The 26,735-nt window shown below is 45.8% G+C and carries 27 protein-coding genes; 4 read left to right on the plus strand and 23 right to left on the minus strand.

Going from position 1 to position 26,735, the window contains the following annotated elements; all coding sequences use genetic code 11:
- Positions 1 to 48 precede the first annotated feature (48 nt).
- The 5 genes from D2910_RS10615 to D2910_RS10635 form a co-directional block, all read right to left on the minus strand.
- Positions 49 to 501 (minus strand): GNAT family N-acetyltransferase, encoded by a 453-nt coding sequence (locus D2910_RS10615; RefSeq protein ID WP_117313474.1) that lies wholly within the window; start codon positions 499 to 501, stop codon positions 49 to 51.
- Entirely contained in the window at positions 501 to 953 is a 453-nt protein-coding gene (locus tag D2910_RS10620) for a hypothetical protein (RefSeq protein ID WP_117313475.1), read from the minus strand. The genes D2910_RS10615 and D2910_RS10620 overlap by 1 nt, the downstream gene beginning before the upstream one ends.
- A gap of 137 nt (positions 954 to 1,090) precedes the next feature.
- Positions 1,091 to 3,721 carry an MMPL family transporter gene (locus tag D2910_RS10625; protein ID WP_117313476.1) on the minus strand — a complete coding sequence of 877 codons (2,631 nt, stop codon included), beginning with the start codon at positions 3,719 to 3,721 and terminating at the stop codon, positions 1,091 to 1,093.
- Positions 3,722 to 3,724: 3 nt separating this feature from the next.
- Positions 3,725 to 4,168 (minus strand): MarR family winged helix-turn-helix transcriptional regulator, encoded by a 444-nt coding sequence (locus D2910_RS10630; protein ID WP_084243151.1) that lies wholly within the window; start codon positions 4,166 to 4,168, stop codon positions 3,725 to 3,727.
- 110 nt (positions 4,169 to 4,278) lie between these two features.
- Positions 4,279 to 5,358, minus strand: a complete 1,080-nt coding sequence (locus tag D2910_RS10635; protein WP_117313477.1) for an AI-2E family transporter — start codon at positions 5,356 to 5,358, stop codon at positions 4,279 to 4,281.
- Positions 5,359 to 5,508: 150 nt separating this feature from the next.
- Between D2910_RS10635 and D2910_RS10640 the strand changes: the two genes are divergently transcribed.
- Entirely contained in the window at positions 5,509 to 6,339 is an 831-nt protein-coding gene (locus D2910_RS10640) for an undecaprenyl-diphosphate phosphatase (RefSeq protein ID WP_084243153.1), read from the plus strand.
- 282 nt (positions 6,340 to 6,621) lie between these two features.
- Here the strand turns inward: D2910_RS10640 and D2910_RS10645 are convergent, their stop codons facing one another.
- From D2910_RS10645 to D2910_RS10660, 4 genes are all read right to left on the minus strand, one after another.
- Positions 6,622 to 7,749, minus strand: coding sequence for a CAP domain-containing protein (locus tag D2910_RS10645; RefSeq protein WP_117313478.1), 1,128 nt, complete (start codon positions 7,747 to 7,749; stop codon positions 6,622 to 6,624).
- A 188-nt stretch (positions 7,750 to 7,937) separates the two neighbouring features.
- Positions 7,938 to 9,617 (minus strand): hypothetical protein, encoded by a 1,680-nt coding sequence (locus tag D2910_RS10650; protein ID WP_117313479.1) that lies wholly within the window; start codon positions 9,615 to 9,617, stop codon positions 7,938 to 7,940.
- Positions 9,618 to 9,732: 115 nt separating this feature from the next.
- Positions 9,733 to 10,560: a DUF368 domain-containing protein gene (locus D2910_RS10655; protein WP_084243156.1), complete on the minus strand. Its 828-nt coding sequence runs from the start codon at positions 10,558 to 10,560 to the stop codon at positions 9,733 to 9,735.
- A 90-nt stretch (positions 10,561 to 10,650) separates the two neighbouring features.
- Positions 10,651 to 11,721 carry an NAD(P)H-dependent flavin oxidoreductase gene (locus D2910_RS10660; RefSeq protein WP_117313480.1) on the minus strand — a complete coding sequence of 357 codons (1,071 nt, stop codon included), beginning with the start codon at positions 11,719 to 11,721 and terminating at the stop codon, positions 10,651 to 10,653.
- Positions 11,722 to 11,853: 132 nt separating this feature from the next.
- On the opposite strand from D2910_RS10660, the gene D2910_RS10665 reads away from it, so the two are divergent.
- The gene (locus D2910_RS10665) at positions 11,854 to 12,108 is read left to right on the plus strand and encodes a hypothetical protein (RefSeq protein WP_117313481.1); all 255 of its coding nucleotides are present in this window, start codon (positions 11,854 to 11,856) and stop codon (positions 12,106 to 12,108) included.
- Between the two features lie 251 nt (positions 12,109 to 12,359).
- Here the strand turns inward: D2910_RS10665 and D2910_RS10670 are convergent, their stop codons facing one another.
- The gene (locus D2910_RS10670; protein WP_117313482.1) at positions 12,360 to 13,319 is read right to left on the minus strand and encodes a nuclease-related domain-containing protein; all 960 of its coding nucleotides are present in this window, start codon (positions 13,317 to 13,319) and stop codon (positions 12,360 to 12,362) included.
- Between the two features lie 133 nt (positions 13,320 to 13,452).
- The gene (locus D2910_RS10675; RefSeq protein WP_117313483.1) at positions 13,453 to 14,304 is read right to left on the minus strand and encodes a VOC family protein; all 852 of its coding nucleotides are present in this window, start codon (positions 14,302 to 14,304) and stop codon (positions 13,453 to 13,455) included.
- Between the two features lie 135 nt (positions 14,305 to 14,439).
- Between D2910_RS10675 and D2910_RS10680 the strand changes: the two genes are divergently transcribed.
- Positions 14,440 to 14,778, plus strand: coding sequence for a winged helix-turn-helix transcriptional regulator (locus tag D2910_RS10680; protein WP_117313484.1), 339 nt, complete (start codon positions 14,440 to 14,442; stop codon positions 14,776 to 14,778).
- 34 nt (positions 14,779 to 14,812) lie between these two features.
- Here D2910_RS10680 and D2910_RS10685 read toward each other — a convergent pair whose 3' ends face one another.
- The 10 genes from D2910_RS10685 to D2910_RS10720 all read right to left on the minus strand — a co-directional run bounded on the left by D2910_RS10685 (position 14,813) and on the right by D2910_RS10720 (position 22,601).
- Positions 14,813 to 15,607, minus strand: a complete 795-nt coding sequence (locus D2910_RS10685) for an STAS domain-containing protein (RefSeq protein WP_240633602.1) — start codon at positions 15,605 to 15,607, stop codon at positions 14,813 to 14,815.
- 54 nt (positions 15,608 to 15,661) lie between these two features.
- Positions 15,662 to 17,296 carry a ribosomal protection-like ABC-F family protein gene (gene abc-f, locus D2910_RS10690; protein ID WP_117313485.1) on the minus strand — a complete coding sequence of 545 codons (1,635 nt, stop codon included), beginning with the start codon at positions 17,294 to 17,296 and terminating at the stop codon, positions 15,662 to 15,664.
- Between the two features lie 100 nt (positions 17,297 to 17,396).
- Positions 17,397 to 17,534, minus strand: coding sequence for a hypothetical protein (locus D2910_RS16920; RefSeq protein WP_165850172.1), 138 nt, complete (start codon positions 17,532 to 17,534; stop codon positions 17,397 to 17,399).
- Positions 17,535 to 17,646: 112 nt separating this feature from the next.
- Positions 17,647 to 18,600: a magnesium transporter CorA family protein gene (locus D2910_RS10695; RefSeq protein ID WP_084243163.1), complete on the minus strand. Its 954-nt coding sequence runs from the start codon at positions 18,598 to 18,600 to the stop codon at positions 17,647 to 17,649.
- Positions 18,601 to 18,680: 80 nt separating this feature from the next.
- Positions 18,681 to 18,836: a hypothetical protein gene (locus tag D2910_RS16925; protein WP_165850173.1), complete on the minus strand. Its 156-nt coding sequence runs from the start codon at positions 18,834 to 18,836 to the stop codon at positions 18,681 to 18,683.
- Positions 18,837 to 18,900: 64 nt separating this feature from the next.
- On the minus strand, positions 18,901 to 20,070 hold the full coding sequence (locus tag D2910_RS10700; RefSeq protein ID WP_240633603.1) for a PstS family phosphate ABC transporter substrate-binding protein: 1,170 nt from the start codon (positions 20,068 to 20,070) through the stop codon (positions 18,901 to 18,903).
- Positions 20,071 to 20,086: 16 nt separating this feature from the next.
- Complete coding sequence (locus D2910_RS10705; RefSeq protein ID WP_233208572.1) at positions 20,087 to 20,500, minus strand: NUDIX hydrolase; 414 nt, start codon at positions 20,498 to 20,500, stop codon at positions 20,087 to 20,089.
- Positions 20,500 to 21,006, minus strand: coding sequence for a GrpB family protein (locus D2910_RS10710; RefSeq protein ID WP_117313486.1), 507 nt, complete (start codon positions 21,004 to 21,006; stop codon positions 20,500 to 20,502). Before D2910_RS10710 ends, D2910_RS10705 begins: the two co-directional genes overlap by 1 nt.
- Before the next feature lie 127 nt (positions 21,007 to 21,133).
- Positions 21,134 to 21,607: a GNAT family N-acetyltransferase gene (locus tag D2910_RS10715; protein ID WP_101802184.1), complete on the minus strand. Its 474-nt coding sequence runs from the start codon at positions 21,605 to 21,607 to the stop codon at positions 21,134 to 21,136.
- Positions 21,608 to 21,818: 211 nt separating this feature from the next.
- Entirely contained in the window at positions 21,819 to 22,601 is a 783-nt protein-coding gene (locus D2910_RS10720; RefSeq protein ID WP_084243168.1) for a LysM peptidoglycan-binding domain-containing protein, read from the minus strand.
- A gap of 383 nt (positions 22,602 to 22,984) precedes the next feature.
- On the opposite strand from D2910_RS10720, the gene D2910_RS10725 reads away from it, so the two are divergent.
- Positions 22,985 to 24,493 (plus strand): BCCT family transporter, encoded by a 1,509-nt coding sequence (locus D2910_RS10725; protein WP_084243169.1) that lies wholly within the window; start codon positions 22,985 to 22,987, stop codon positions 24,491 to 24,493.
- 61 nt (positions 24,494 to 24,554) lie between these two features.
- On the opposite strand, the gene D2910_RS10730 is transcribed toward D2910_RS10725, so the two are convergent.
- Entirely contained in the window at positions 24,555 to 25,193 is a 639-nt protein-coding gene (locus tag D2910_RS10730; RefSeq protein WP_165850174.1) for a Type 1 glutamine amidotransferase-like domain-containing protein, read from the minus strand.
- Between the two features lie 437 nt (positions 25,194 to 25,630).
- Positions 25,631 to 26,617, minus strand: a complete 987-nt coding sequence (locus D2910_RS10735) for an NAD(P)/FAD-dependent oxidoreductase (protein WP_084243171.1) — start codon at positions 26,615 to 26,617, stop codon at positions 25,631 to 25,633.
- Positions 26,618 to 26,735 lie beyond the last annotated feature (118 nt).

Here is a 26,735-nt window from a genome sequence, read left to right on the forward strand (position 1 = left end):
CTTGCTTCCCCTAAACAAAAAACTCTTCCCCGAAAGGAAGAGTTCACATTAAAAAGTATAAACCAGGCGGATCATGTCGCGGCACTGGATGCCGTTTTCAAAAATCGGTTCCGGATAATTTCGCGTAAAGAAATCCCGGTCAATCGAGTCGATGCGAAAGCCGCATTTCTGATACAGCATCAGCTGGTCGACACTTGAATTGCCGGTGCCTATTTCGACATTGCCGAAGCCCAAGCGTTCCGCTTCATACAATGCATGCTGGATCAGCCGTTTGCCATAGCCTTGTCCTCTCGCATCTTCTGCGACTGCGATATTCTTGATTTCCACGATTCCGTCCGTTAATGGCAATAAAACATATAATCCCATTAATTCATCATCGACAGCCGCTTCATAGACAAAGCCGTTGCTGCAGTATTCCCTGACAAGTCCTTCAGAAGGGTCCGCTTCCAGCAACAAGTCCATTGGCAGGCCAGCAGCCTTTTTCAATAAACGGATTTCCATTATTTCGGCTCTTTGAAACCTTGGTCGATCAAATAGTCTTCAGCATCACTGAAAGTGCCGAAGCTTTCTTCCAGGTTTTTGCCGGTATAGATATTCCAAAACGGCTCTTCATAGACCAGATCCAGTTTCACATTGTCGCGGTTCGACCAGGTTTTGTCGTAAGGCGGTTCCGGCTCCAATGATAAATAATCCAAAGCATCAGCCAGGATGCTGCGCAATTCTTTCTCGGAAAAATCCCGGATATTGACGAAGCCTTTATTGTCCGCTTCGTACTGCGGCAAGTTGCCGACATAGACAAAGCCGTTGCCATTCGGATGCAGGTGATAGACGACGATTTTCTTGTCGTACAGGCTTTCTTCGTAATGGAAATTGACGCGCTTCATCGACACGTCTTTGCGTGCCAATTCCGGAAACGATTCAATGATTTCCAGTTTTTGCTCAAATGTAAGCATAGTGCATATACCCCGTTTCATTTTTTCATTCTTTTACCATTATAGCATGGCTGCTATAAATCCTTCATTAACAGAAAAAAGCTGCTGGTGAACACCCATTTCAGGTGCCGCCTGCAGCTTCAATCTATTATTCATCTTTATTTATGATCGCGTTTACGATTGCCGAACGGCCACCAGACCCCGCGGTCGAATGACACCGAAATTGCCGGAATGAGCAGCGGCAATACGACTAAGCCGTAAAGCAACAGACCCGTCACGACAATGGTCGCGATCTGCACAAGGCTCAATACACCCGAAGGCATCATGGCACCGAACGTGCCGGCAAGGATGATGGCTGCCGTGATGATGACTGTCCCCATTTTCGCCATCGATGTGTACATCGCGTCACGAACCGAAATGCCGTTGAAAGATTCTTCGCGGAAACGGTCGAGAAGGAAAATGGAATAGTCGACCCCAAGAGCCACCAGCATGACAAAGCCGAAGAACGGCACGGCCCAGCTGATGCCGTCAAAGCCAAGTCCGTTGACGAAGATCAATTCCGCAATGGCTATGGACGTATAATACGTCAGCAGCAACGAACCGATCATGTATAATGGCATGATCAACGAACGGAACAGGATAGCCAATACAATAAACAAGCTCACAAGCATGATGATGACTGTGTTTGTAAAATCGTTCGAAGAAACATCCTGCAAGTCGCTGTTGATGCTGGCGATTCCGCCGAACGCAACATCTGCTTCTTCAAGAGGTGTTGCCGCTATGCTGCGATTCACGGTGTCTTTAATTTCCGCTACGGTGTCGATCGCTTCCGGCGAATATGGATCTTCAGCAAGGATGACTTCCATCATCACGCCCGTTTCATCAGCGAATGTATAGCGGTCAAAGACCTGTTCGAACCCTTCTTCATCCAGTGTTCCTTCGGGAACGAATAAACCCGTCGCACGAACGGATTCACTATCGCTCATCGACTGCATCATATCTGACGCTTCTGTAAGGCCGCCTTCGATTTCAGCGAGTCCTTCGTTGGCGGATGCGAGACCTTCAGCTAATTGACCGAGACCTGCACCAAGCTCCCCTGTCTGTCCGGCTGCTCCTTGGAGGCCTTGCTCAATTTCAGTAAGGCCGCCGCTGATTTGCGTCAATGCGCCAACCGTCTGCTGGATATTCCCAGTCTGTTGCAGCCCCTGTGTAACTTGACCGAGCTGGTCGTTCAACTGGCCAAGGCCTGCCGCAGCTTCACCAAGTCCACCCGAACCGCCAGCCTGGCCGGCAATGTTGGCCAGATTGGTTTCAATTTCCGTAAGACCTGCCTGGACTTCCCCTAGACCGTCACGGGCTTCAGTCAGTCCGTCCGCCAGCAAGCCCAATTGTTCGTCAACATACAGTTCCTCAATTACCTCTCCTGTCGGACGTGTAATGGCTCGAACCGAATCGACACCTTCGATTTTTTCAACTTCGCGGCTGACCGATTCGAAATATGGAATCGTGTCTTCATCCGTCAGAGCACCATCGGATTTGAACAGAACCTGGACCGGCAAAGATTCACCTTTGCCAAAGCCGTCTTCAATAGCGCGAAGGCCTTTCACCGATTCGTATTCTCCGCCGATTTCATCAACGGTGTTGAAAGACAGATCATTATCATAAGTAAACAATAACGGTACAGTAATGATCGCTACAACCAACATCGACAATAACGGCCGGTTGATGGACAGCTTGCTCATCCAGATCCAGATTTTGCTGTCCGAATGCGAAGCTGATTTTTTTGAAGGCCAGAATAATTTTTCCTTCAAAACTGCCATGAAGAATGGCACGACGGTAAACAGGACGATCAGCAGGACGAAAATCCCGACTGCGACAGCTACCGCTGATTTGAAAATCGGAAATTCGGCAAAACCGATGGCAGAAAATCCAATGAATACAGCAAGTCCACTGATCAGCAATGTACGCCCTGCAGTTTTATAGGTATTGATGATTGCTTCTTCAACGCCATGTCCGGATGATAATTCCTCCTTGTAGCGGCTGAGCAGCAAAATACAGTAATCGGTCCCGATCCCGAACAGGATCGCCACCAGGAAAATTTGTGTATAGTTTGAAACCGGGAAGCCGAACCAGTCAATGAAAAACGCCACAATCGATTGGCTGAGCAAATACGTAATCCCTACTGCTACAAGCGGTATGAACGGTGTGACAAACGACCGGAAAACTGCCAGCAATAAACCGAAAATCAATACGACTGTAATGATTTCAGTCCGCTTCAAGCCTTCTTGGGCACTGATATTAACATCATTATTAATGATGGCTTCCCCCGTGATATAAGCTGTTAAACCGGAAGGGATGACATTCTCACGAATTTCATCCGCCACTTGATTTACTTCTTCATCGGAACCATCCAAGGTGATTGGGATCAGGATCGTTTCCCCATCTTCCGAGATCAATTGCTCTTCCAGCTCTTCACTTTCGACCGGATTCAACACGGATGTTACTGGTTCTCCGATCGCTTCGATATCGGCAACCATCTGTTCCAGTGTATCGCGCGTCGAATCATCCAGTTCCGAATCCATCGGCACGACAACTGAAATGGTTTGCGCGGCAGCTCCTGCATCTGCCAGAATATCAGCGGCTTGCTGTGATGAAGCGTCGTCAGACAGCTGGAAAGATCCCGCTTCTTCCGCCTGCTCGGTCAAGTTTGGAGCCAACAGGAAAAGAACGGCTGTTAAGGCGATTAAACCGATCAGGATCGGCCATTTGAATTTTAATACTGTTTTCACAATTTACACTCCATCCATTTTTAGTATCTTCTTAAGCTTGCGGAAGATGATCAGGAACTCATCTATTTCTTTGTCCTCGATCTGCTCCGACATCAGCTTTTCGATGTAGTCGGTCAAAGCCTTGTCCGACTGCGCCAGTACTTCCTCGCCCGCGTCTGTTATCTCAAGCATCTTCGTCCGCCTGTCATCCGTTTCGGCAATGCGGATCAGCTCTTTCTGCAGCAGCTTTTTTATCCTGCTGGAAATTGCTGATTTATGTACGGATTGCAGCACTGCAAGACGGCTGGAAGTGACACGTTTCTCCTTGCTGATCAGTTTCAGCATCTGCATCTGTTCAGGTGAATACTCTTTCCACAGCGGATGATCGACTGATTTGATGACTTTTTCTGTACCGTAGACCATCACATCCGTGAAGAGATCCACCGCTTCCTTTATTCGTTGATCCAAAATAGTCTACCCCCTCAACTATTAACAGTTTAGGGGGTAGACTATTTTTCGTCAAGACATTACCATCACAAAAATAAACCCCCATGAATAGTTCATTCATGAGGGTTCTCTTAAACATCTTTTGTAGCTGTCTCTCTAATTTCCTGCCGTCGCGCATACACATTTTTGGCAATCGACTTGAGCACGGCGTAAGTTGGAATCGCAAGGATGATTCCCCAAAGGCCAGCAATGTTCCCCGCTGCCAGTATCAGCGTAATGACTGTTAAAGGATGAACATCCAGCGCATTCCCCATGACATTCGGCGTGATCAGATTGCCTTCGATCTGTTGGGCCACCAGCATGATGACCAAGACCCAGATTACTTTAACGGGATCCGTCACCAATGCGATGATAATAGCCGGAATGACTGCGATATATGGTCCAAGGAAGGGGATGACATTGGTCACCATGCCTATCAGTGCCAATAACAACGCATATTCCAGACCAATGATCCAATAACCGATCAGCAACATGATCCCCACCAGGAAACTGACGAATAACTGCCCTTGGATATAAGATCTCAACGTACGGTCTATGTCCTGCAAAGTCTTGATAATCCAGGATTTTCGTTCACCTGAAAAGAAACCGGAGACGAACGGCACAAATCTCTTATGGTCTATCAACAGGTATATCAGGAAGAACGGCACCAGAATAAGTGTCACCAATCCCGATATCAAACCTGTTATAAAAGAAAGCAGCACAGAACCGATATTGGATGCCCAATCACCGATGCTGCTTGTCATTCCATTGATTTGTTCCTGAATGCTGTCTGGCAGCCGGCTTCGTTGATCCAGCAGATATTGCGCATAGTTTTCAACATCTTCAACAATTTCCGGCGCATTGTCCACCAGTGAATTTACTTGCTTGGTCACCATCGGTCCGATCATTACATAAAAAAGCCAAAAGACCAATACAATAGCTAGAATGATACTGATTATGGACGCCCATTTCGGCAATCCGCGCTTTTCAAGAAAATAAAGAATGGGACGTGTCAGGTAAAACAGCACTCCGCCCAGAAGCAGCGGCACAAAAATCGTTTTTGCGATAATGAACAGCGGGTCGAATATCCCTTGTACTTCTATAAATAGACGAATGATGACTAAAGCCAGGATAATTCCGACTCCTGCTTGGAACCAAAGTTTATTTGTCAAAAGTTTCCCTCCTTTTATTTCTACGGTATACCCAGTTTAACATGAAATTATGTTATTATTGTTCTTTGTGAAAGCGAACTTTACGGTTTCTGTTGCGTCTATACCAGTGCCCATACATAATCATAAACATGCAGAAGGAGTTATTTTCAAATGGAACAATTATGGCTTACCATCAAATTTTTATTGCTTGGCTTATTTCAAGGATTGACGGAACCGATTCCGATTTCATCCAGCGGCCATTTACTGATCGCCCAATACTTCCTTGATGTTGAAATCGAAGGCAGCGTCTCCACATTTGCGCTGCTCGTCAACACCGCGTCGCTTATCGCTGTACTCATCATCTACCGCGAAGATATCCAGCGCCTGATCGTCAATGGCTTGAGATTCTTCAAAGTAAAAGACGAAGAAACCACACGCGACTTCATGTTCATCGTTTACCTGGTGGTGGCCACCATTCCAGCAGCCATAATCGGTGTGCTCTTCCAGGACACGATTGATGATTACCTTTCCACTATCGTAACTGTCGGCATTACGCTGGTCATCACTGGTGTCGCGCTCTGGCTGATCCGCGACATCCACGGCAAACGCAAAGACGGCAACATGACGATGAAAGACGCCATCATTATCGGCTTGGCTCAATCGGTGGCACTGATTCCCGGAATCAGCCGCAGCGGTGCTACAATCGTCGCAGCCATGGCACGCGGCATCAATCAGGAAACAGCGTTGCGCTTCTCTTTCCTGCTGTTCATCCCAATCAGTCTTGGAGGCGCCGTTCTCAGTATTTCCGATATCCTGAACGATGACAATCTTGCCACGTTGGCCGTACCTTACATCATGGCTTTCATCGGCTCTCTGATCGCTTCGTACTTCTCCCTGAAATGGTTCATGAACATCATGGCCAAAGGGCAGTTGAAATACTTCGCAATCTACTGCTTCATCGTCGGACCGCTTGTCGTACTGGCATGGTTCCTGCTTAACTGATGAAATAAACGATTTGTTAGCTGACCTTTTGACAAAGGTCAGCTTTTTTATGTATTTGACACTCTTATCATACGCTTCTGACAGGCAATGGTTTCAATCCCCCCGATAATTTTTGTCGATTTTCAGTTTATGCCCAACTCTGGTCCGAATATGCCCAACTTCGGTCGAAATATGCCCAACTTCAGCTAGTTTATGCCCAACTTTCACTTAAATACGCCCAACTCGCTAAAAGCACGCCAAAAGAGCCGATCCGCTAAGCGGACCGGCTCTTTCTTTGCCACCTTATCTATTAAAGAAATTAGCTGTATAAAACGGCTGGTTGTCGCTGTTGAAAGCCGCACCGACACCAAGATAGCCAAAATCCGGTTTGACGATATTTTCACGATGGCCCATGGAATTCATCAGCCCCTCGTGTGCGAAGATGCTGCTGTATTGGCCATAAGCGAGGTTTTCACCAGCGACGAAAAAGTCGATGCCGTCATCAGACATCCGGTCGAATGGTGACTCCCCTTCTTTATTGGTATGGCTGAAATATTCTTTTTCAGCCATATCCTCACTGTGCTTCCGCGCAGTCAGCATCGCCTGCTCATCCCATTTCAAAAGAGGCAGCTCCCGCTGGATGCGGGCAGAATTGGTCAACTCGTATAATAGGAATTCATAGCCTTCACGCAGATCGTCATCAGGTGCGGCATAGATTTCCGGCCGGTCTTTCTCCAGATCTTCATGGATGACCTGCAGGGCAGTCACTGTGTTTTCCTCATGGATATCGTAGAAAACCGTGATATACAGATCGCCGACTTTGAATAAATCGTATTCTTCGCGGGTGTCGAGAATGTACTGTACATTCCCTTTTTGAAGGCTTTTCAGCGGAACCCCCAATTTACTGCGTACTTCTTCTTTATTGGAGGTCATCGTAATGCCTTCAGTGGAGGAAATTAAATTCTGGTTGGTGAACATGCCATTGACATTGCCGTCTTTATCATAGGCCAGCAGCACGTAATTCTGGAAATTTGTATGATAACTGTGCCAATCGGTTCCATATTCATTCTTCATCAGCCGAAGCGGCAACCCCACTTTGACCTGAGCTTCTTCTTTTGACATCCCAAGCGTCACATTATGGATGGCGAACAGAGAATCAGTTTCGGACAGTTCAGGTTTTTCGACAGCTTCCGGCATTTCAGCCGTATCTGACCTCACCAGTGATTGCAATTGGCTCGCGAAACGTGTGGTAAATCCTTTCGCCTCGTCGAGTGCTTCTGTCACATTCGGGCCGTCAGCGAGATTTCCAACAGCGTTTTCAATGGTATCAAGTAAACTCAAATCCACATACTCGCCGACCGGTTCTTCCCAAAGCGGCCGTGCGAAATAAACCAGAGCGACAATGACCAACAATAAGAATAGTTTCCGCACGCGCAATCACCTCTTCTGTTCAGTTTAATCTCTCCATGCCGTTCTATAAAGCGAAAAGAACTTTGAAGAAAGAGGAAAACGTAATATAGAAATAAAAAGATAGATATGCCCTCTTTTATTTCCAAATAGTTGAATTTAATCTTATCAAAATAAAAACTCTTTGCCTTCCAAAAAGCAAAGAGTTCATCTTATTCGATTGCTTGAATCTGCAGCACTTTGACCGGCAGGAATAATTCACCTGTATCAGCATAAGTGATGTTCACTGCGTCGCCGGCCTCGAGATAAATCGCCAGCGGATTGCTTTCAGATGACACGATATAATTCGTTCCGTCCTCAAGCAGGAACGACACAATCGTAAAGTCGCCGGTCTTTTCCTTGAAGACGCGCTCGACAGTACCTGCGGCTTCCGCTTCAGGTGCCTCCGACGCGCCATCCACTATGCTGCCGCCTCTTTGGAGAGCAGTCTGATATAAACGCAGCGCTTCGTTCGGCGTTTCCGCAAATACGGAAATTTCCGGATTGGCCGCTGAGACGATGAAATAATTCTGCAGGAAGCCGTTGGAATCCAGGACCGGCGTCAACCAACTGGCTTCGCCGTAGAAGTTGTATAATACCGGCATTTCACCGGACCATTCCTTCTCGATGAATTGCTTTTCAATGATCTGCAGATTCCCCTGCGAATCCATATAGGAATCTTCCAGGCTTCCAGTGAAGAAAGTCGAAGAACCTGTGTGCGCATTCGTCAGCGAGTATCCGAGCATGGAATCCACGCCTTCTTTCGGACTGGTGAAATCCGTGAAATAGTACATTTCGCCATCAGCATCGAAGATCGGGCTGACGTTTGCTTCCGTTCCTTCATCGGAAGGCAGCTTGACGTCTTTCTTGCTGAATTTGCTGTTCCAGAATCCATTCGCGTAATTGCCGTAATAACTGTTTTCAAGACTGACCGATTCCGGGGAAACCGCTCCATCAATAAAACCAGGCACGTCTTCCAGCGCATAATTCACGTTTTCACCGTTTACCGGGTCGACAACAGCAATCCCCTTCACATCGAAACCGTTTCTCGCTGAAATGAATTCCCCGTAAGACCGGATGTAAAATGGCTTACCTTCTTCATCGACTTCCAATTGCGGCTCCCCGTAAAACACTGCTCGAGGATTTTCGCTGCGCATTTTCCGTTCGATGTTTTTCCCGAAATAGGACGAAGGTGTATAGTTCATTTCTTCTTTGATGAACTTCGGGTTTGCCGCGGCGTCTGTAGCGCTCATGGTGAAATAACCCGGTGTGGAATCGGCATTCCACCATTTAAAGAAGCCGGAAAACTCGACCGGAGCAATATAGACATATTCTCCGCCCACTTTTTGGATCTGCAGGTTGCCGAGTTCATAATAACTGGTGTCCGGCACTTGCCCGAAGGCTTTCTTCATTTTATTGCGCGCAAACTGCGGAGGCACGCTCGCCGGTGTTTTTGTTTCATCGAACGCTTCGAGCTCGACTTCCTCTTTCATTTCCACTGACTCGAATTTTTCCGTCGCGTTGAACAGCGGGGCTGCCAGGATATAAGCGGCTGCCCCCGCTGCGCCTACCAGCAGCAGGGCTTTTGCTTTCTGCTCGGTTCCTTGGGCAAACATAGTGCCCAGAACCGTTGCCGCCAAAGCAATTGGCCATAGCGATGTGAGATTGCGATCCATATTAAAAATATAATAGTATATTCCAATAGCAAAAAACGCCGTTACGAAGACAATGGCAAACATCGCAAAAATAGCAGAAGTGTTTCCCTTGCCTTCTCTTCTCCCTGCAGTAATCGGCGTAATGATAACTGCCGCCAGTAAAGCGCTAAGAGCGCTGAATAATAGAATGCTGCTCATAATAAAACCTCTCGTCTTTTTTAAAATTTTTCTTATATAGAGTTATACGGATGCAAAGACAGGAAGTTTCAAAAAAACAGCCCTCTGCTATCAGAGGGCTGTCCTTATTTATTGCTTAATCTGTAATGACGGTTTTCTTCGGTGAACTGAACAGCAAAGTGAAGACCAATCCGACAGTGAAGGTGATCAGGCTTGTCACCAAAGTCATCGTATCAGAAGCGAATCCTGGGAATACGACAAACAATGAACCCAGGATCAACCCGATAATGGCCGCATATGTCACATACGTAAAGTTTTCCAGCAAATAGCGGATTGCTTTACTGCTGACGATAAATCCGACAATGACACCGGCACCGATTGCCAATGCAACAGGAATATTCAAAGTGGACAAAGCGTTGATCGCTGTCGTATAGACTCCCAGCAGCAAAAGGATGAACGAGCCGCTGATTCCCGGCAGCAGCATTGCCATACTGGCCAGCCAGCCGGAGAAAAAGAGGGTGAAGAAGACCGGCACGCTCAATTGCTCGATCGGCGCTACATCTTCGTTTGTCCCGATGAACGCTGTTGAAGCCAAAGCGATTCCGATCAGGATCAGAACAGCGAAATGGCGTTTCGTGAAATTCTGTTTTACCTCAGCCTGCTTCATGATATAAGGGATGACACCTAATATCAGTCCCATGAAGAAGAACTGAGTCGCTTCGTAATGATGCTCGAGCAAAAATTCGATGACCCGGCTGAAAAGAAGCAGCGTCACGCCAACTCCGATGACGAGCGGAATCAAAAAGCCAAGGTGTTTTTTCCATTCCCGGCTGAAAAACCCGCTGATCGCTTCAAGCAGACGATCGTAAATCCCTAAAATAAATGCGATAGTTCCTCCGCTGACGCCGGGAATCAAGTCACTGATGCCCATTAAAATGCCGCGGTATATATTTTTCCATTCCATTTAGCCAATCTCCTCTGTTTAAAAAATCACATGTATAAGTATAGCATGCCCGCCCGGATATTCCTGCAGAAATATGCTGATGCCAAAGCGCTATTCTCCAATGATGCCGCGGGCGTCCTCCATGATTTCGCGAATCATTTCAGCTGCCGGGGATTTGCTGTTTATAAGTCTGAGTGATTGCCCTGCCCACAAGGACATGAATTCGCTGTTGCCTTCTTTAGCGGCAGCTGTCCGAATATCTCTCGTAACTGTATTATGAGACGGAAACGGCAGTGGCCGGGTTCCCGTTTCTTCAAATTCTGCCAGAAAGCGATTTTTTATGGCGCGTGCGGGACGCCCCGAGAAGCTTTTCGTTATTATTGTATGTTCTTCATTCGCATCAATGACTTTTTGCTGGTAGGCAGGATGCGTACCTGCTTCTTCAGCCAGCAGGAAGCGCGTCCCGATTTGCACGGCCTCTGCGCCGAGTGCCAGTGCTGCGATAAGACCGCGACCATCAGCGATGCCACCCGCTGCAACGACAGGGATTTTAACGGCATCAACTATTTGTGGAACGAGCGACATTGTGCCGATCTGTGCACCTGCCGGATGAGCTTTGAGGGAAAATGTCCCCCTGTGGCCACCCGCTTCACTTCCCTGTGCCACTACTGCGCCAACTCCTGCTTTTTCAGCCAGTTGCGCTTCCTCCACAGTTGTCGCCATAGCGATTATTTGTATGCCCGCTGCTTTGGCCGCCTCCATCTGCTCCGTTTCCAATAAACCAAAAGCCGTGCTGACGACAGGCACCTCCATTTCCAGGCAGATGTCGAATTGCTGACGGCTCCAATCTGATGAGCTTGTGATGTGAGGTTCTTCAATCTTCATTTCTTTACGGAATGGAGCTAATGCGCGCTGCACCTCCACCAGACGGGAGAAATCGTCTGTGTCTTTGGAGGCAAAGATATTGACCGCAAATGGCTTGTCCGTGGCTTCTTTTATGTCAGCGATGGCCTTGCGCAATGCTTCGGGCTCCATATAGGCCGCCCCCAATGTCCCCAGACCGCCCGCTTCACTCACAGCCGCAGCCAGCTTGGCAGTTGCCGGACCTCCAGCCATACCAGCCTGGATGATGGGCACGTCGATGCCGAATAAATGACAAATTCCCGTTTGCAATGACAGCAAACCGATTCCCCCTTTTACTGATTGTATTTGCTAAAATAAGTATCACCCACACGGCGGCATACATCAATAGGGAACCTTTCTGTTTGCTCTGCGTTCCATATAATAAGCAAACACTAGAAAGCGGGGTTTCATATGAAGGGGTTCCTTTCATTTTTGGGCATCACTTTAATCACCGTTGCATTTGGATCGATCCTGCTTTTGTTCTACGGCAACCCGTTGGAAGAGTTAAAGAGCCAGGAACGCCAGCTGGCCTATCAGGAAATGCGGGCGAATTCCTCGGATGACACAAACCGTCATGCAATCTCTCAATTATCAGCTGACAACGCTGACAATATATTTTTTATGGAAGATGGCCAAAGCTGTTCGAAGCTTTCTTTTGGCCAATAGAAAAGGTATGCGCCTGATTTGGCGCATACCTTTTTTATATTTTCATTCATAATTAGGGCGTTTCTCCATTCTTCAAGCTATTGCATTTTTAATCAGATGATTTTTCGAATGAAAAAAGCCAAATACATGCTTTTCGCAAGCGAAAAGCGACCGGACAGAGATTTGTGATCGGCTACCAACCATTTGTGATCGGCTACGGACACTTTATGATCGGCTACCACTCATTTGTGATCGGCAAAGGTAATTTCTCCTCAATTTGACTGCTTAACCCGATATTTCCTCACTTTTTGCTCACCGATTTTCTCCATGTCATATTTCAACAGGATTCTGGAAGCGGCATGGCGGGATTCCAACAGCGAGAATTCCCTTAGTTCGCTATTGGAAATCATGTGGCTTACCAATGAAAAGTATTCTTTTATTGTATTATTCATCGCCTGTGCATCAGCATGACCGCATATATTGCAATACCAATAAATTCTTTTTATTGTGCCGTTCCCAAAACTTCCGCATTTCACACAGCGAACACCTTTGATCAAAATTGCTGGATCAATGCGGTAATAATCGCAAAGAGGGATTCTTTTATAAGGAGTCTGCTCGCTTTCGATTATTTTTTTGAGCTTTTTCAGATTGACTGATGGCTGTTGGGAGCTTGCACCAAGCATGCTGTAGAGATAATCGTGAAGTTGATATGTCTTGCAGACGGGGATTTTCTGCGGTTTAGAGATGAATTCGCATTCTTTAGATGTAAAAACGATAAGACCTTTTACTGAAAGGTCCAGTTTCTTTGATTTCAGCCAAGCATCGAAAAAACGGATATTTCTTTTCAATTGGATCGCGGGGTTCTCCATCACCGTCTTTTTACCATCATTATCGTAACGGTAAAATTCGCCGGTGGAGTCGTCAAAATGGATTTTCCCATGAATATTTTTCGATTCAATGATGATTGCTTGCGAATGCGTCAACAATAAGCTGTCCATCTGAATCTTTACATCACCTCGGCTTAAACTGACATCTGGAAGGATTAGATGGTTTTCCTTCCAATTAAATTCAGCCAATTTTTTAAGCAGTTTCTCCTCCCCTCGCTTACCAGCACTTGTCCGGTGCAATTCCACTTCCAAGAATTTCTGATAAGAATGTTGTGCAGGCAATCGGCTGATTAGGGCCTCAAGCGCTTTTACGTCCGGCAATAAAACCGCATCAAACTTTCCCATTCCACACCCCTTTCATTCGGATACAGAAAATTATAGCATCTTCTCCTCCAGTTTTTTAAACTTTCAGAAAATATAATCCAATAAAAAAAACCCTGCTCAAAGTCCAACTGAGCAGAGGCAACACTATATTTCATTAAACTGCCATTCTGATTTTATTGCCGGATGGATCGCGCGTTTCCCAGTAATCCGCTGCTTCTGTCACTTCTGCGCCAAGTGCGCGGAGGCGTTCAGCGGTTTGGCTTCGCTTCGTTTCATCAGCGAAAACCAGTGTGTAGAAATCCAGGCCGGCTGCTTGTTCCGGAAGAGCCGGTATGCCGGTGCCATTCCAGACATTGAGGCCGATATGGTGATGGTATTTTTGGTCGGACAGGAATAACGCTTGGCCGCCCATCGAGGTCACCACTTCAAAACCGAGACCGTCCGTATAGAACTCTTTCGCTTCGTTAAGGTTTGAAACATGCAGATGGACGTGCCCCATCAAAGTGCCCGATGGCATACCGCTCCAACTTTCATTGGATAAGGCAGCTTCCTGCACCACACCTTCAGCATCAATCGGATCGACCGCCATCGCCACTTGACCATTGCTCCAATTCCATTCTTCCGGATCACGGTCACGGTAGATTTCGATGCCGTTGCCTTCAGGATCCGATAAGTATAGCGCTTCACTCACCAGGTGATCGGATGAACCAAGACGAATACCTTGCTGGTGGAGATGCAATAGAATTTTGCCCAGTTCTTTGCGGCTTGGCAATAAAATCGCGAAATGATACAAGCCGGCGTATCGATCCCGTTTCGGCTCTACCCCATCACGGGCTGTCAATCTGATCAGGCTCTTCCCATCTGTACCCAGTTGCACCTCGTTGTCCTGTTCGGAAATCACCTGGAAACCGATAATGTCCTGGTAAAACTTCTTCATTCCGGCAAGGTCGAGCACCTTTAATCCTACTTCGTCTGTGTAAGTCACAGGCTTTTGATGAAAATTCATATCTTATTCCTCTTTTCATATATTAGTTACTTTATGTAACCTATTGTATTTTAGTTACTATAAAGTGTCAAGTAAGTTAATTCTTTTATATTAGAACTAAGCTGTGCTATTATATGAAGAAAGGAGTGAGCACTCATGGACACATCCGTTATATGTCCTCGTTTCGAATCTGCTATTTCCATCCTCAGCCAGCGTTGGACAGGGTTGATCATCTATCAGCTTTTATCAGGTCCGAAGCGCTTCAGCAAGTTGACCGAAGTGATCGGTATCAGCGGACGCCTGCTTTCTGAACGTCTGAAAAACCTCGAAGCACAGGGATTGGTATCACGCACTGTCTATCCTGAAACGCCAGTCCGCATCGAATATGAACTGACCGAAAAAGGAAAGTCATTGAAACCGGTGATGGATGAAATCCAAAGCTGGTCCCAGGAATGGATCGAAGCGCCACCTGAAACTACTGCAGAGACAAAATAAAGCGGCACATCTGAAATTCAGATGGCCGCTTTTTTTATTCCCCTTGTTTCTCCATTATATAATGCAGTCCTGAATAAGCTGAACTGAATGTCGGGATATTGCTTTCCAATTGGACAATCGACATTGCCAGTTGCGGGTTGATGCCAACCAATATGCAGGAGGTACCTATCAAACTGAGACTATCCGCCATCATTTGGATCTGGTACCGCACCTGGTTCTCAAATTCCGTTATACCGCTTAAATCAAGAAGGACATATTCAATGCCTTTTTCGGCGCATTCAGTCAGGACCGAAGCAGTCAATTGGTTGGAACGCGCTTTATCGAATTCACCGATCAACGGAAGCGCGAGCGTCTTGTCCCAGATATGAAGCATGGGAATAGATAATTCTTTGAGCAGTTTCTCCGTCCGTTCCTTCTCTTCCGCTTGGGTCGTGACATCCATCAGCATAATGATATAGCCATCAATACTGCCTTCTTCTTCCTTAATCGGCGTGATGACAATATCCGTGACAAATTCATTTCGGATGTTGATTCTTGCGCGGTGGACGTCTTTTAATCCGTCCATCACTTTTCTTTGGTGATCAGGCATTCTATGGAATAAATCCATATTCATCCCGATCATTTCTTCACAGCCCGATATGCCGAATAAAGGCGCAACTTCATTCAACAGACGGCAAGCTTCCGAATTCATCCACTTGATATTATAGGAAGTATCCGCAATCATGATCGTTTCCCCGATATGGTCTAGTGCACTGAGTAAAGATATATTAGTCGGTATTGTACCAATTGCAGCCATAACTCCATTTGCTCCTTCGAAAGTCAAATTCATAACTTCCCCCATTATGCCATAACTGCGAGTCTTACAAGCTTAACGGAAAAAATATTATTTGACCGACATCAATCCACGCTTGGTTCTCGCCGCAGAATAACCGCCTTCGAAACGCTCAATCTGTTGGTCATGGAGCCAATAGGTCACCGGAAACAATTTATCCAGGAAGTAGCGGTCATGCGAGACCGCAATAATCGTCCCAGGAAAGTCCGCCAATGCCTCTTCCATAACTTCTTTTGCTTCCAGATCCAAATGGTTGGTCGGCTCATCCAGTACCAGCAAGTTATGGTTCATGTGCATCAATTGCGCCAGGCGCAGCCTCATTCGTTCTCCGCCGCTCAATTGCCGGACCGGTTGAAAGACCATATTGCCAAAGAACAGGAATTTCGCCAATAAATGCCGGGCTTCAAATTCGGAAACCGGCACTGCATCCCTGAATTCGTCTATGATGCTCCGGTCGTTGTCCATTTCAAGCGTATGCTGTGATAAATGGCCGACAGATAAGCTGCTGCCGGTTCTGATTGTACCGGCATCTATCTCTTCTTTGCCAAGTATAAGATTGAGCAAGGTCGTTTTGCCTGTTCCGTTGGAGCCGACAATTGCCACACGTTCGCCGAATCGGATATGGAGTGAAGCATCGTGGAAAAGGATGCGGTCACCATAACCTTTCCAAACGTCTTCCATCAAAACCACATCCCGGCCGCTTCGCTCGCCGGATTGAAAATCGAGGGCCATCTGTTTTCTTGAAAGAACCGGCCGGTCGAGCACTTCAATACGCGCCAATGCCTTCTCCATGCTTTTCGCTCTTCTGTGCATGCCCGCATTCGGCGGATTGGCCCGGTTCGCCCATTCTTTCAGCCGCTTGATCGTTTCCTTCATTTTCTGGATCTTCTTCTGCTGATCCTGGAACTGTTGAAATTCGATCAACAACCGAGCTTCCCGCTCTTTCACGTAAGCGGAATAATTTCCCGTGTATTGGATCAGGTCCCCCTGATCCAATTCCCATATATGCGTAACGGTCTCATCAAGAAAATAACGGTCATGCGAGACAAGGACGACAGTCCCTTTATAATGGCTGATGAACGAGCCGAGCCACTCTATCGCTTCCAGATCAAGGTGATTTGTCGGTTCGTCCAGCAGCAACAGATCCGGTTCCTGCAGCAATAATTTTGCGAGTCCCACTTTGGTGCGCTCTCCGCCGCTCAGATGGTCCCAGCTTTCGTTTTTCAAGTGGCTGACTTTTAATCCGTTCAATACCTGGTCAATCCTGACATCGATTTCATAACCGCCGCGCCGGATAAACTCATCCTGAACACTGCCGTAACGGGACAGCAATTTCTCAAGTTCTGCCGGTGCTGCCGATTCCATCCGCTTCTCCATCCCAATCAACTGTTCTTGTGTTTCTTTGAGATCGGAAAAGACAGCGGTCAATAATTCATGGACTGAGATATCTCCTTGTTCATCCGGTGTTTGCTTCAATAAACCGGCGACACTCCCCTTTTTCCAGGTCACTGTGCCTTCTTCCGGTTCCAGGTCGCCGGCCAGAATGTTCAACAAGGTGGTTTTTCCTTCCCCATTGCGGCCGACAAGGCCGATTCGTTTGCCTTCCGCAACTTCTCCTTTTATATGGTTAAATAATTTATGTGTAGCAAAATGGCATTGTAAATGTTGAAATTGGCTGATTATCATAGTTCTCTTCCTTTCATCTATGGAAGAGACGCCGGCCAAAACAAAAAAGGCATGTAAAGACGCATGCCTTTTGGTCTTTCCGTTTGCAGGCAGATGTCTCTTACTGGTAAATTTCACATGATTCGATTTGCTGAAAAAGGACAGACTCCCCCCTTGCATCGATTCCAGTGAAAGTGACGCCATGCAGAATGTAGAGATATTCCTGACATTCCGTCATGCGCTTACCAGTTTGATTCATCATACCCACCTCCTTCGTTCATTTGTTCCATTTTAATCGATACCGGTCTAACCGTCAATACGAAATCAGAATATTCCATATGGATCGATTTCAAGTAAAATAACCGGCAGAATCATTCCCGCTGGCTATTTTTGATCGAGCTTTCCTTTTTTATGGACTGCAGGATATCTCCCGTCCATCCTTTGCTTTTCAGGTAATAATAGAGAATAGCCGTTGAAACTATGATGATGATCAGCGATATCAAATAACCGAATGTCCAAGTCAATTCGGGCATATGCTCGAAATTCATGCCCCATAATGCACCAAAAGCCATCACTGGAGTAAATAATGTCGTCAGTACTGTCAGCGTCTTCATAATTTCATTGCCTCGGTAATTGGCAACGACATTTTCCATGTCCACCATATTATTCACTTCATCTTCATACGCGTCGATCAGCATGCTGATCCGGTCAATCCGCGCAGCGGTACGGTAATATTCAGGACCATCCGTTACATTTCTGCCGAAGGTTTCGGGCATAACCAGCTTCATTTCGACAAATCCCAAAATGATATTTTTCCACAGCAGAATTTCGTGGCGGATATTCTCAATTTCTGCAAGCGTCTGTTTATTGTTCTGCTCCCTGATTTTCCACAGCAGATTGCGCAGCCTTTCTTCAAAACCATCGATTTTATGCAGTAAAGATCCTGTCATTGCCCCGAGTAAAATCATCAATAACTCTAAAGGCGTCTCTGCCTCGTCCATTTGCTGAAGAATTTTTTTCTTGTCCATATCTTCGTCTTCATCGTAATCGAGTTTATTTGTCAGCAGGATATCCGTCGATAAAAAGAAATGCAATGTCCTCAGGTCGTTTTTATCATCGGGGTTCTGTCTGTAAATCAACGATCCCCAGATCGCTTCTTTCCCCCGTTTTGCTGTATCCGCGTGGAGTATATTGACGGTCATCTCCTTCGATTCGTTGAGCCAGGAATGGCTGAGGATATTTTCCGGCAATAAATCCATAAATCCTCTTTCTTCTTCTGATTCTTCTTCTTGCCAAACCGCATGTTTGAATGTATATTTTGGCACAGCCGGACCTCCTCTGTTAACGGCAATATATAATAGTTAAAAAAAGCAAGCCCGCGAAGACTTGCTTTTAAAAGTAATTATTAATTTTGGTCTCTGTATTTTTCATTGGAGTTTTCTTCATACTCCAATTCACGATCCGGCATCGGATCCATTTCTTTATCTTTTGGCGCATTTCGACGGGGCTCGACTTCAGGAATCAATTCTTCACCTTCGTGATTTTCTTTATCCTTCTTCATGCCTTCCCCTCCTCTAATAATGTGTCACTTTAATAAAATACCCGCTTATTTGATTTCTAATCCTTTACTTAACAGAGACGAAACCGGTGCGTTCCACCAATTCCTGTCCTTCTTCCGAAACAATCCACTCGATAAAAGCTTCAATATTCGGGTTGTCGGACCCTGCCGTAACGGCATAGAACTCTGAAGCCATCGGATATTCATCGGAACGAATCGTTTCAATGGTCGGCTCTACACCGTCAATCGCCAACAATTTGATTTTATCGTTCTGCACCATATCCACTGCGAAGAACCTGAATGTATAACCAATGGCATTCTTATAGTTCCTGTAGCTTGCCACTTCACTGATGATGCCGCCCATACCCGAAGCCATTTCTTCTATTTCCGGCTTCTGGACAGGAGTATCACTCATGAATTTCAGGAAAGTGGTCTGGCTGCCGCTGTCGACCGGCCGTTGAAAAGCACGGATTTCATCATTCTTCCCGCCAAGCTCTGACCAATTTGTCATTTCCCCTGAGTAGATCCTCTTAATTTCTTCGCTCTTCAAACCGTCAACCGGATTTCTCGAATTGACGAAAAAGACAAAAGCTTCCCGGCCGATCGGTGTCATTTTCAGTTCAACCCCCAAGTTCTCGGCTTTTTTTAATTGGCCACTGGACGGGCCGGCAACGAAAATGATATCTGCCTTGCCTTCGATGAGTCGGTCATACGCTTCAGGAGTAGTCGTGGAAACTACTTTGCTGAAAGCGGGATCATAAGGCGGATATTGTCCTCTTGGATAGACTGCTTCAGTAAATGCAGCATACAGCGGATAAAGCGCTGTAGCACCGTCAAGCTTCGGCAAGTCGTTTTCTATTTTAAAACTGGATGGTGAATCCGGCTGCGCCAATTTTTCGCTGTCTGTAAAAGGCTCATATTCATAAAGATCCACTTCCCCGTCGACCTTCGCAAAACTTTCCTTATAATAATGGGGAACAGAAAATGCAGCTCCAATCAATAGACAAAAAGCGATAATTCCTGTTGCAATTCTCTTTCCATTCGGCTTTTTATACAAATCTATATCTACAAACAGATACAGCAGCCACAATGAAATTACGACAGCAATCACAAGGCCGATAAACTGGAAGTCGCCATTCAGTGCTACGATCAGCAACACCAGGAGTCCCATCGCCCCGATCAAAGCACCAATAAACAACGCCATCATTATGCGTCCGAACATCTCCAAAATTTCCATCCCCCATATTCCATCTCTAATTTTCGATTACAGATTTGATCAGTGCCGCTTCGTCAGGATCTGCGAGGTTCAATGATTCCAGCTCTTCAATCGGCTGCCACACAATATCCTGAATCCAAGGATCTTCTTCTGGCATAATGATTTCGCCCCTGAGAACCTCCACCAGAAAATAATGCAACTCTACAGATACATCAGCGTTGTCAAAACTGTCATTTTTCACTCCCGCGCTTTTAAGCACTCGTACCTCCAGCCCAGTCACTTCAAAGAATTCACGAACACAGCTTTCTTCCAGTGTTTCGTTTCCTTCCGGCGGTCCTGAAGGCAACCCCCATTTCTTTTCCTCTTCCGGCGGCCCTTGCAAAACCATCAAAACTTCCTGCTGCCTATTGAAACAAATTCCGGCAGCACCTTTCCAATTCGACATCTCCATCACGTTTCACCTCTGGCGTTTTTTTCGATGCGGGCAACCAATCTTTCTTTGCCTGCAATGTATTGTTCGATATCATATGGGAAATCATGTGCCAGTTTCTTTTTCAAGATACCATATTCTTCCGCCTCTTGGGGATTTTCCCTTAAATAATTCCTGAATGCTAAATGCCTGTCTATTTCAGGATTCCCTGCGGCATAAATATGGACGTGATGGATGCGTTCATCGCCGCCCCGCTGGAAATATCTGCGGCCAGGCAATCCGTTCTCTCCTTTTGATTCATAGCCCCGCTTTTCCATTTCACTTATCAATCCGTCAACAACTTCTATTTCACGTACCACCGGCATCAAGTCAATCACCGGTTTAGCCGCCATTCCTTCTATTGAAGTGCTGCCAATATGATGAATTTCAATGCATTCCGCTCCGAATAATTCTCTCAGCTCTTTTGCCGCAAGCTGAAACTGCTGTCTCCATTCGGGCTGGTAATCTGTTACCGTCACTTTTCTCATATTTCATCTCTTTTCATTTTTTATAAGCGATTTGTTATTTCAATAGTATTGATTTATATCTAATTAATCTATATGCAAAATGAAAAAGCTGCCGAAAGTTTCCGGCAGCTTTCAAATTTATACTGATTTATTTCGCTTCTTTGGAGAATTCATTATCCAATACAATATGATGTGTAACATCAGGCATACCGAGATCGCCGGAGAACCCGTTCGCCCTGTAAAAAGCGTCCGCAATGGATGAATCAGTCCGGACAACGATTTCACTGAAATGGCCTTGTCCATAATTTAAGATCTCTTTCAGCAATTTCGTGCCTATGCCTTGTCTGCGTGCATGCTCAGAAATATAAAATCTTCTCAGTCTGCCGATTCCGCTTTTATCCGAATAAGGATCTCTGTTCAATCCGCCGATTGCCACCAATTCCCCTGCCGGATCCCATACACCGTAAAGCACTTCACCGGCTTTATTGAATGTATTGGTCCCATCTTCATATTGCTTGACCAATCGTCTCAGGAATCTGTAACCTTCCGCTTCGCTCTCCTCCACTAGTTTGGAAACATCCAACTTGTTTAAATCCTCAATCACTTTAATATCCATCGCCATGCTGCATCCTCCTATGGTACATATTTTTTCCCATTTACGGATTCTACTTCATTGCATCTTCGTTCTCTTCCAGTGTATCGAATTAAACAATTGAATTCCACTAAATATCGGAATCTTCTTACAAATTAATCATCCGTTTTAACACAAACCGGTTTTTTTCCATAAAAAAAGGCCAAGGGAATGGTCACCTCGGCTTTGTAGCTAGTTTATTCTATTCAAGAATTTTGATTGTTACGTTTTTGCGGCCCCATTGAAGAGCTGCATCTCTTGACGGGATGAACACGTCAATTTTGTTTCCTTTGATAGCTCCGCCAGTGTCTCCAGCGATTGCTGTTCCGTAGCCTTCAACCCATACTGTAGATCCAAGTGGAATAACTGTTGGGTCAACAGCGATTACTTTTTGGTTCGGGTTCGCACGCAAGTCGATGCCAGTTGCAGTAACACCTGAACATCCTGTGCAGAATGCTGTATATGCTGTTGCAGATACTGTCATTTCTTTACCTGATTGTGGTGCTTTAGCAGGTGCAGATGATTGTGCCGGTGCAGTTGACTGCGCTGGCGCTGGTGCTGAAGTTTGTGAAGTCGCCGGTGCTTTAGGAACTGAAATTGCTGTTCCGCCGCTGACTACCAATTTGTCACCAGGATAGATCAAGTGGCCTGTTATGCCGTTCCAGCTCATCAGCTGGTCTAAAGAGATGCCATGATTGACTGCGATGCGGTATAACGTGTCACCGCTTTTAACTGTATAAGATGATTTCTCTGTTGCTGCTTCTTGCTTTTCTTCGCCAATGCTAAGCTGTTGTTTCGGGAAGATCAAATCTGACGAAAGATCGTTCCACCCTTTTAACTCACTTACTGATACATTGTTCGCTTGTGAGATGCCCCACAGAGTATCACCGGATTTGACTGTATACGTTGAATCAGCGCTTGCCGTTGTTGCCGCGCCTACACTAAGAGCTGCGATTGCCGTTAGTGTCACGATTTGCTTTTTCATATAATGAAATTCCTCCTTTTCACTAACACAAGACAAACTATAACACCTAAACATTTCAGTACAATGACAAAACGACAGTTCTAATTTAACAATTACGTTACGTGAAAGTGCCATATATTACAGCTTGTAATAAAACTATTTATTCGGGGTTCGAGATATTTTTCGGGTTTCCTTAATTCCCCATTTCATTATTTGCGTTTACAGCTGCAAAAAATAGGCTAAACCAAGTAAGAAGCAAACCCTTTATACATAGCATCGATTTGCGTTTTCAGGGGTTTTTTGCAAGAATACAGTTCAGCTGTAATTTTGAAGGTTTTGTTTGGTCAGAATATTTCCAGCAGGTATTCCACTGGTCAAATATCCTTATTAAAGGAGGAGTCAATTTGAGAAATGTTACATCCGTGTTCTGGATTTCTTTGGCAACCTGTATTGCCCTTGTAGCCTGGGGCTTCATCGCTCCCGAAAACTTCAAGGAAATGACAGGGAATCTGACGGCCGATATCTCAAGCGTGTTCGGCTGGTACTACTTAACCACTGTTTTCATCATTCTTGTTTTCTGCATCTACCTCATCTTTTCACGCTTTTCTTCTATTAAACTGGGAAAACAGGACGATGAGCCGGAATTTTCGCTGCTTTCCTGGTTCGCCATGCTCTTCAGTGCCGGAATGGGAATGGGTTTGGTTTTCTGGACCACCTCCGAACCGATATCACATGCTTTCATCAGTGCTCCCCGCGCTGAAACCGGCACTAACCAAGCAATTACTGAAGCCATGCAATTTTCATTTTTCCATTGGGGCTTGCATGCATGGGCTGTGTACGGCCTGGTCGCGCTGGTATTGGCGTATTCGAAATTCCATAATGGCGCTCCCGGTCTTATCAGTGCTACCTTAATACCTTTGTTCGGCAAAAAAAGCATGGCCGGACCGCTCGGTAAACTAATTGATGTGTTGGCGGTCTTCGCCACCATAGTAGGTGTCGCTTCTACACTCGGTTTCGGTTCAGCCCAAATCAATGAAGGCATGCACTTTCTGTTAGGAACCCCCAATACCTTTCCGTTTCAATTATTGATACTGGCAGTCGCAACTGTTTTATTCATCATCTCTGCCTGGTCAGGAATCGGCAAAGGGATTAAATACCTCAGTAATATCAATATGGTGCTCGCTTTTGCCCTTGTCCTCCTGTTATTGATTGTCGGACCGACGCTCTATATAATGGATACTTTCACAAACAGCCTGGGTGGTTACTTATCTAACTTCTTCTCGATGAGCTTCCATTTGGAACCATTGAATACCGATCGGCGCGCTTGGGTGAACGGTTGGACAATCTTCTACTGGGCATGGTGGATTTCATGGGCGCCTTTCGTCGGAATATTTATCGCCCGCATCTCCCGTGGTCGCACAGTAAAGGAATTTGTACTTGGCGTCTTATTCGTTCCTTCTATAGTATGTTTCATCTTCTTCGCCGTATTCGGTGCATCAGCACTGAACCTGGAGCAGAACGGGATTGCTAAGATTTCCGAATATAGCCTGGAAACAGCCACTTTCGGTGTTCTGCAGAATTACCCGCTTGGAACCGTGATGTCGATCATGACCCTTTTCGTAGTCGCCATCTTCTTTATCACTTCTGCGGATTCCGCCACTTTCGTATTGGGCATGCAGACGACCGGCGGAATGATCAATCCTCCGAACCTTGTGAAAATCACCTGGGGACTGATCCAATCGGCAGTCGCAGCAATCGTCATCTTCTCTGGCGGTACACAGGGATTACAGAATATCCTGATTATCGCGGCCTTGCCGTTTTCCGTAGTCGTCCTGCTGATGGGCATTGCATTCTTCAAAGCCGCTTCGCAGGATCCATTGGTCAATAAAACCAAGAGAGTCAGAAGACAATAAACAAAAAGCATTTCCGCTGACGAAGCGGAAATGCTTTTTGTTTTTTCGTCATTCTTGTCAATTACTCACCGTTTAAGGCAATAACGTCTCCGATAAATTGAATTTCGCCGTCCTCTACGATCAGGCCATCTCCATCATTTCCTGCATAGACTATGGTTCCGGTTGCTCGGACATAGTCTAGCACCTGCTCCTTAAATATCTCATTCCACCGATTATAATGCGGAAGGAACTCAAAATCGACGAATCGCAATGCTTCCATCGTTTCACCGGAATCATCAGCATACAGCTGAAATAATTTCGTCGACTTGCCGAATTGCACAGCTCCGGCACTTACTCCAACCAAAAGTCCACCTTGATTGAAATACGCCTTTAAATGTTTGTCCATTCCCCTGCGCCTCAAGGCTTGCCGCAGTTCAATCGGATTTCCTGCAGAAAGGTGGATGATGTCACATTGCAGCAATTCTTCAATTTTCCCCGAATCAAATTCACTGTACAGGTCGAAAAACATCATATTGCGAATTCCATAGCCACGGTAATATTCCGCTTTAAGTGTGTAATACTTTTGTTCTTTATCTTCTGTGGAAGGAATATAGGCGATTTTGGCCGTCTCTGGGTCCAAGCCCTCCAGAAGCCGTTCATCCAGCCTTCTATTCCCGGGTGTTTCAGCTATCTGATCACTGTAAAAGAAAAGTTTACCCATATTAACCGCCCTTGTCATTAAGTTATTGCTGGTTGTGGCATGAATGTTTTTTACTTATTATAACAATTTAGTTAAAAAGAAAATATTGAACTGAAGTAAGATTCATCATGGCTTTTTGATTTATTTGCATTTCCATTGAAGTTCTTCAGATTTTTAAGCCTGTTAGGGCAGCATTCTTCAATTTAAGCGATTTTTTGTATAAAAAACTTAAACGCACAGCTTAAAATGTCCGGCAGATGAGTTTATGATCGGCTACGGGGCGTTTGTGATCGGCTAGCAGCTGTTTATGATTGGCTACGGAAAATTTGTGATCGGCTAGCAGCTGTTTATGATCGGCTACGGGATTTTTCATTGTCCTGCGCTACTTCAAGAGCCCTTTCGATTAAATCTCCTTTGACTATAAAAAAAATTCCCGCAAAATGCGGGAATTTTCTTCATTATTTAAACACGCTCGTACTGTGAAGCGGTTGGACTTTGGATTTCGGATCAAGATAAGCTTTGGCGTTATTGATGGCCGTCGGCGCTTCACCAAATCCTACTGCAATCAATTTCACTTTACCTTCGTAAGTGGCCACATCTCCGGCAGCATAGATGCCTTCGATGCTTGTTTCCATTTTGGAATTGACGACAACAGAGTTTTTCTCCATCTCAAGGCCCCATTCTTTCAACGGTCCAAGAGACGTAATATTTCCGTAGTTGACGATGACGTGGTCAACTTCAAGACGCTCTTCGTTGCCTTCTTTATCGATCAGTACCAATTCGCGGATTTCTCCGTTTTCACCGACCAATTCCTGGACGCCATATGGCTTCATGACATTTACAGTTGATGCCATCATTGTATCTACATTGGCTTCGTGAGCCGTCATTTTATCGCGTCGGTGGCTAAGTGTCACCTGATCCGCTACATTTTCCAGCATCATTGCCCAGTCCACTGCAGAATCTCCGCCGCCAAGGACGACGACTTTTTTGCCGCTGAACAATGTCAGGTCCTTCACTCCGTAATGCAGCGTTTTTCCTTCAAACTCTTCAGCGCCTTCAACTGCCAATTTCCGCGGCTGGAAAGCCCCGACTCCCGCAGTCAACAGGATCGTTTTCGAGTAATGTTCCCCTTTATCGGTACGGATCACAAAGTGGTCTCCGTGGCGTTCCGCCGCTGACACTGTTTCTTCAAGGCAAATTGTCGGATCACCGTAGTTGGCTTGAACAGTCAGGTTATCCACCAGATCTTTCGCCAGTACTTTGGAAAATCCTCCGACATCGTAAATATATTTATCAGGATAAAGTTCAGTCAATTGGCCTCCGAGTTGCGGCAGGCTGTCTAGAATCTTCACCTTCATCTTGCGCATACCGCCATAAAAGGAAGCAAACAAGCCTGTTGGCCCGCCGCCGATAATCGTAATATCAAAAATTTCGCGTTCTTCCATTTAAAACACTCCCATTAGTATCAATATTTATATCCTATCATATTCTATCCTATTTCACGCTATTGGACTATTGACGGAGATATACGAAGGAAAATTCAGAATTCCAGCACGATTGAAC

Origin of the sequence: Planomicrobium okeanokoites, assembly GCF_003428875.1 — a bacterium.
Taxonomy (GTDB): Bacteria; Bacillota; Bacilli; order Bacillales_A; family Planococcaceae; genus Planococcus; species Planococcus okeanokoites.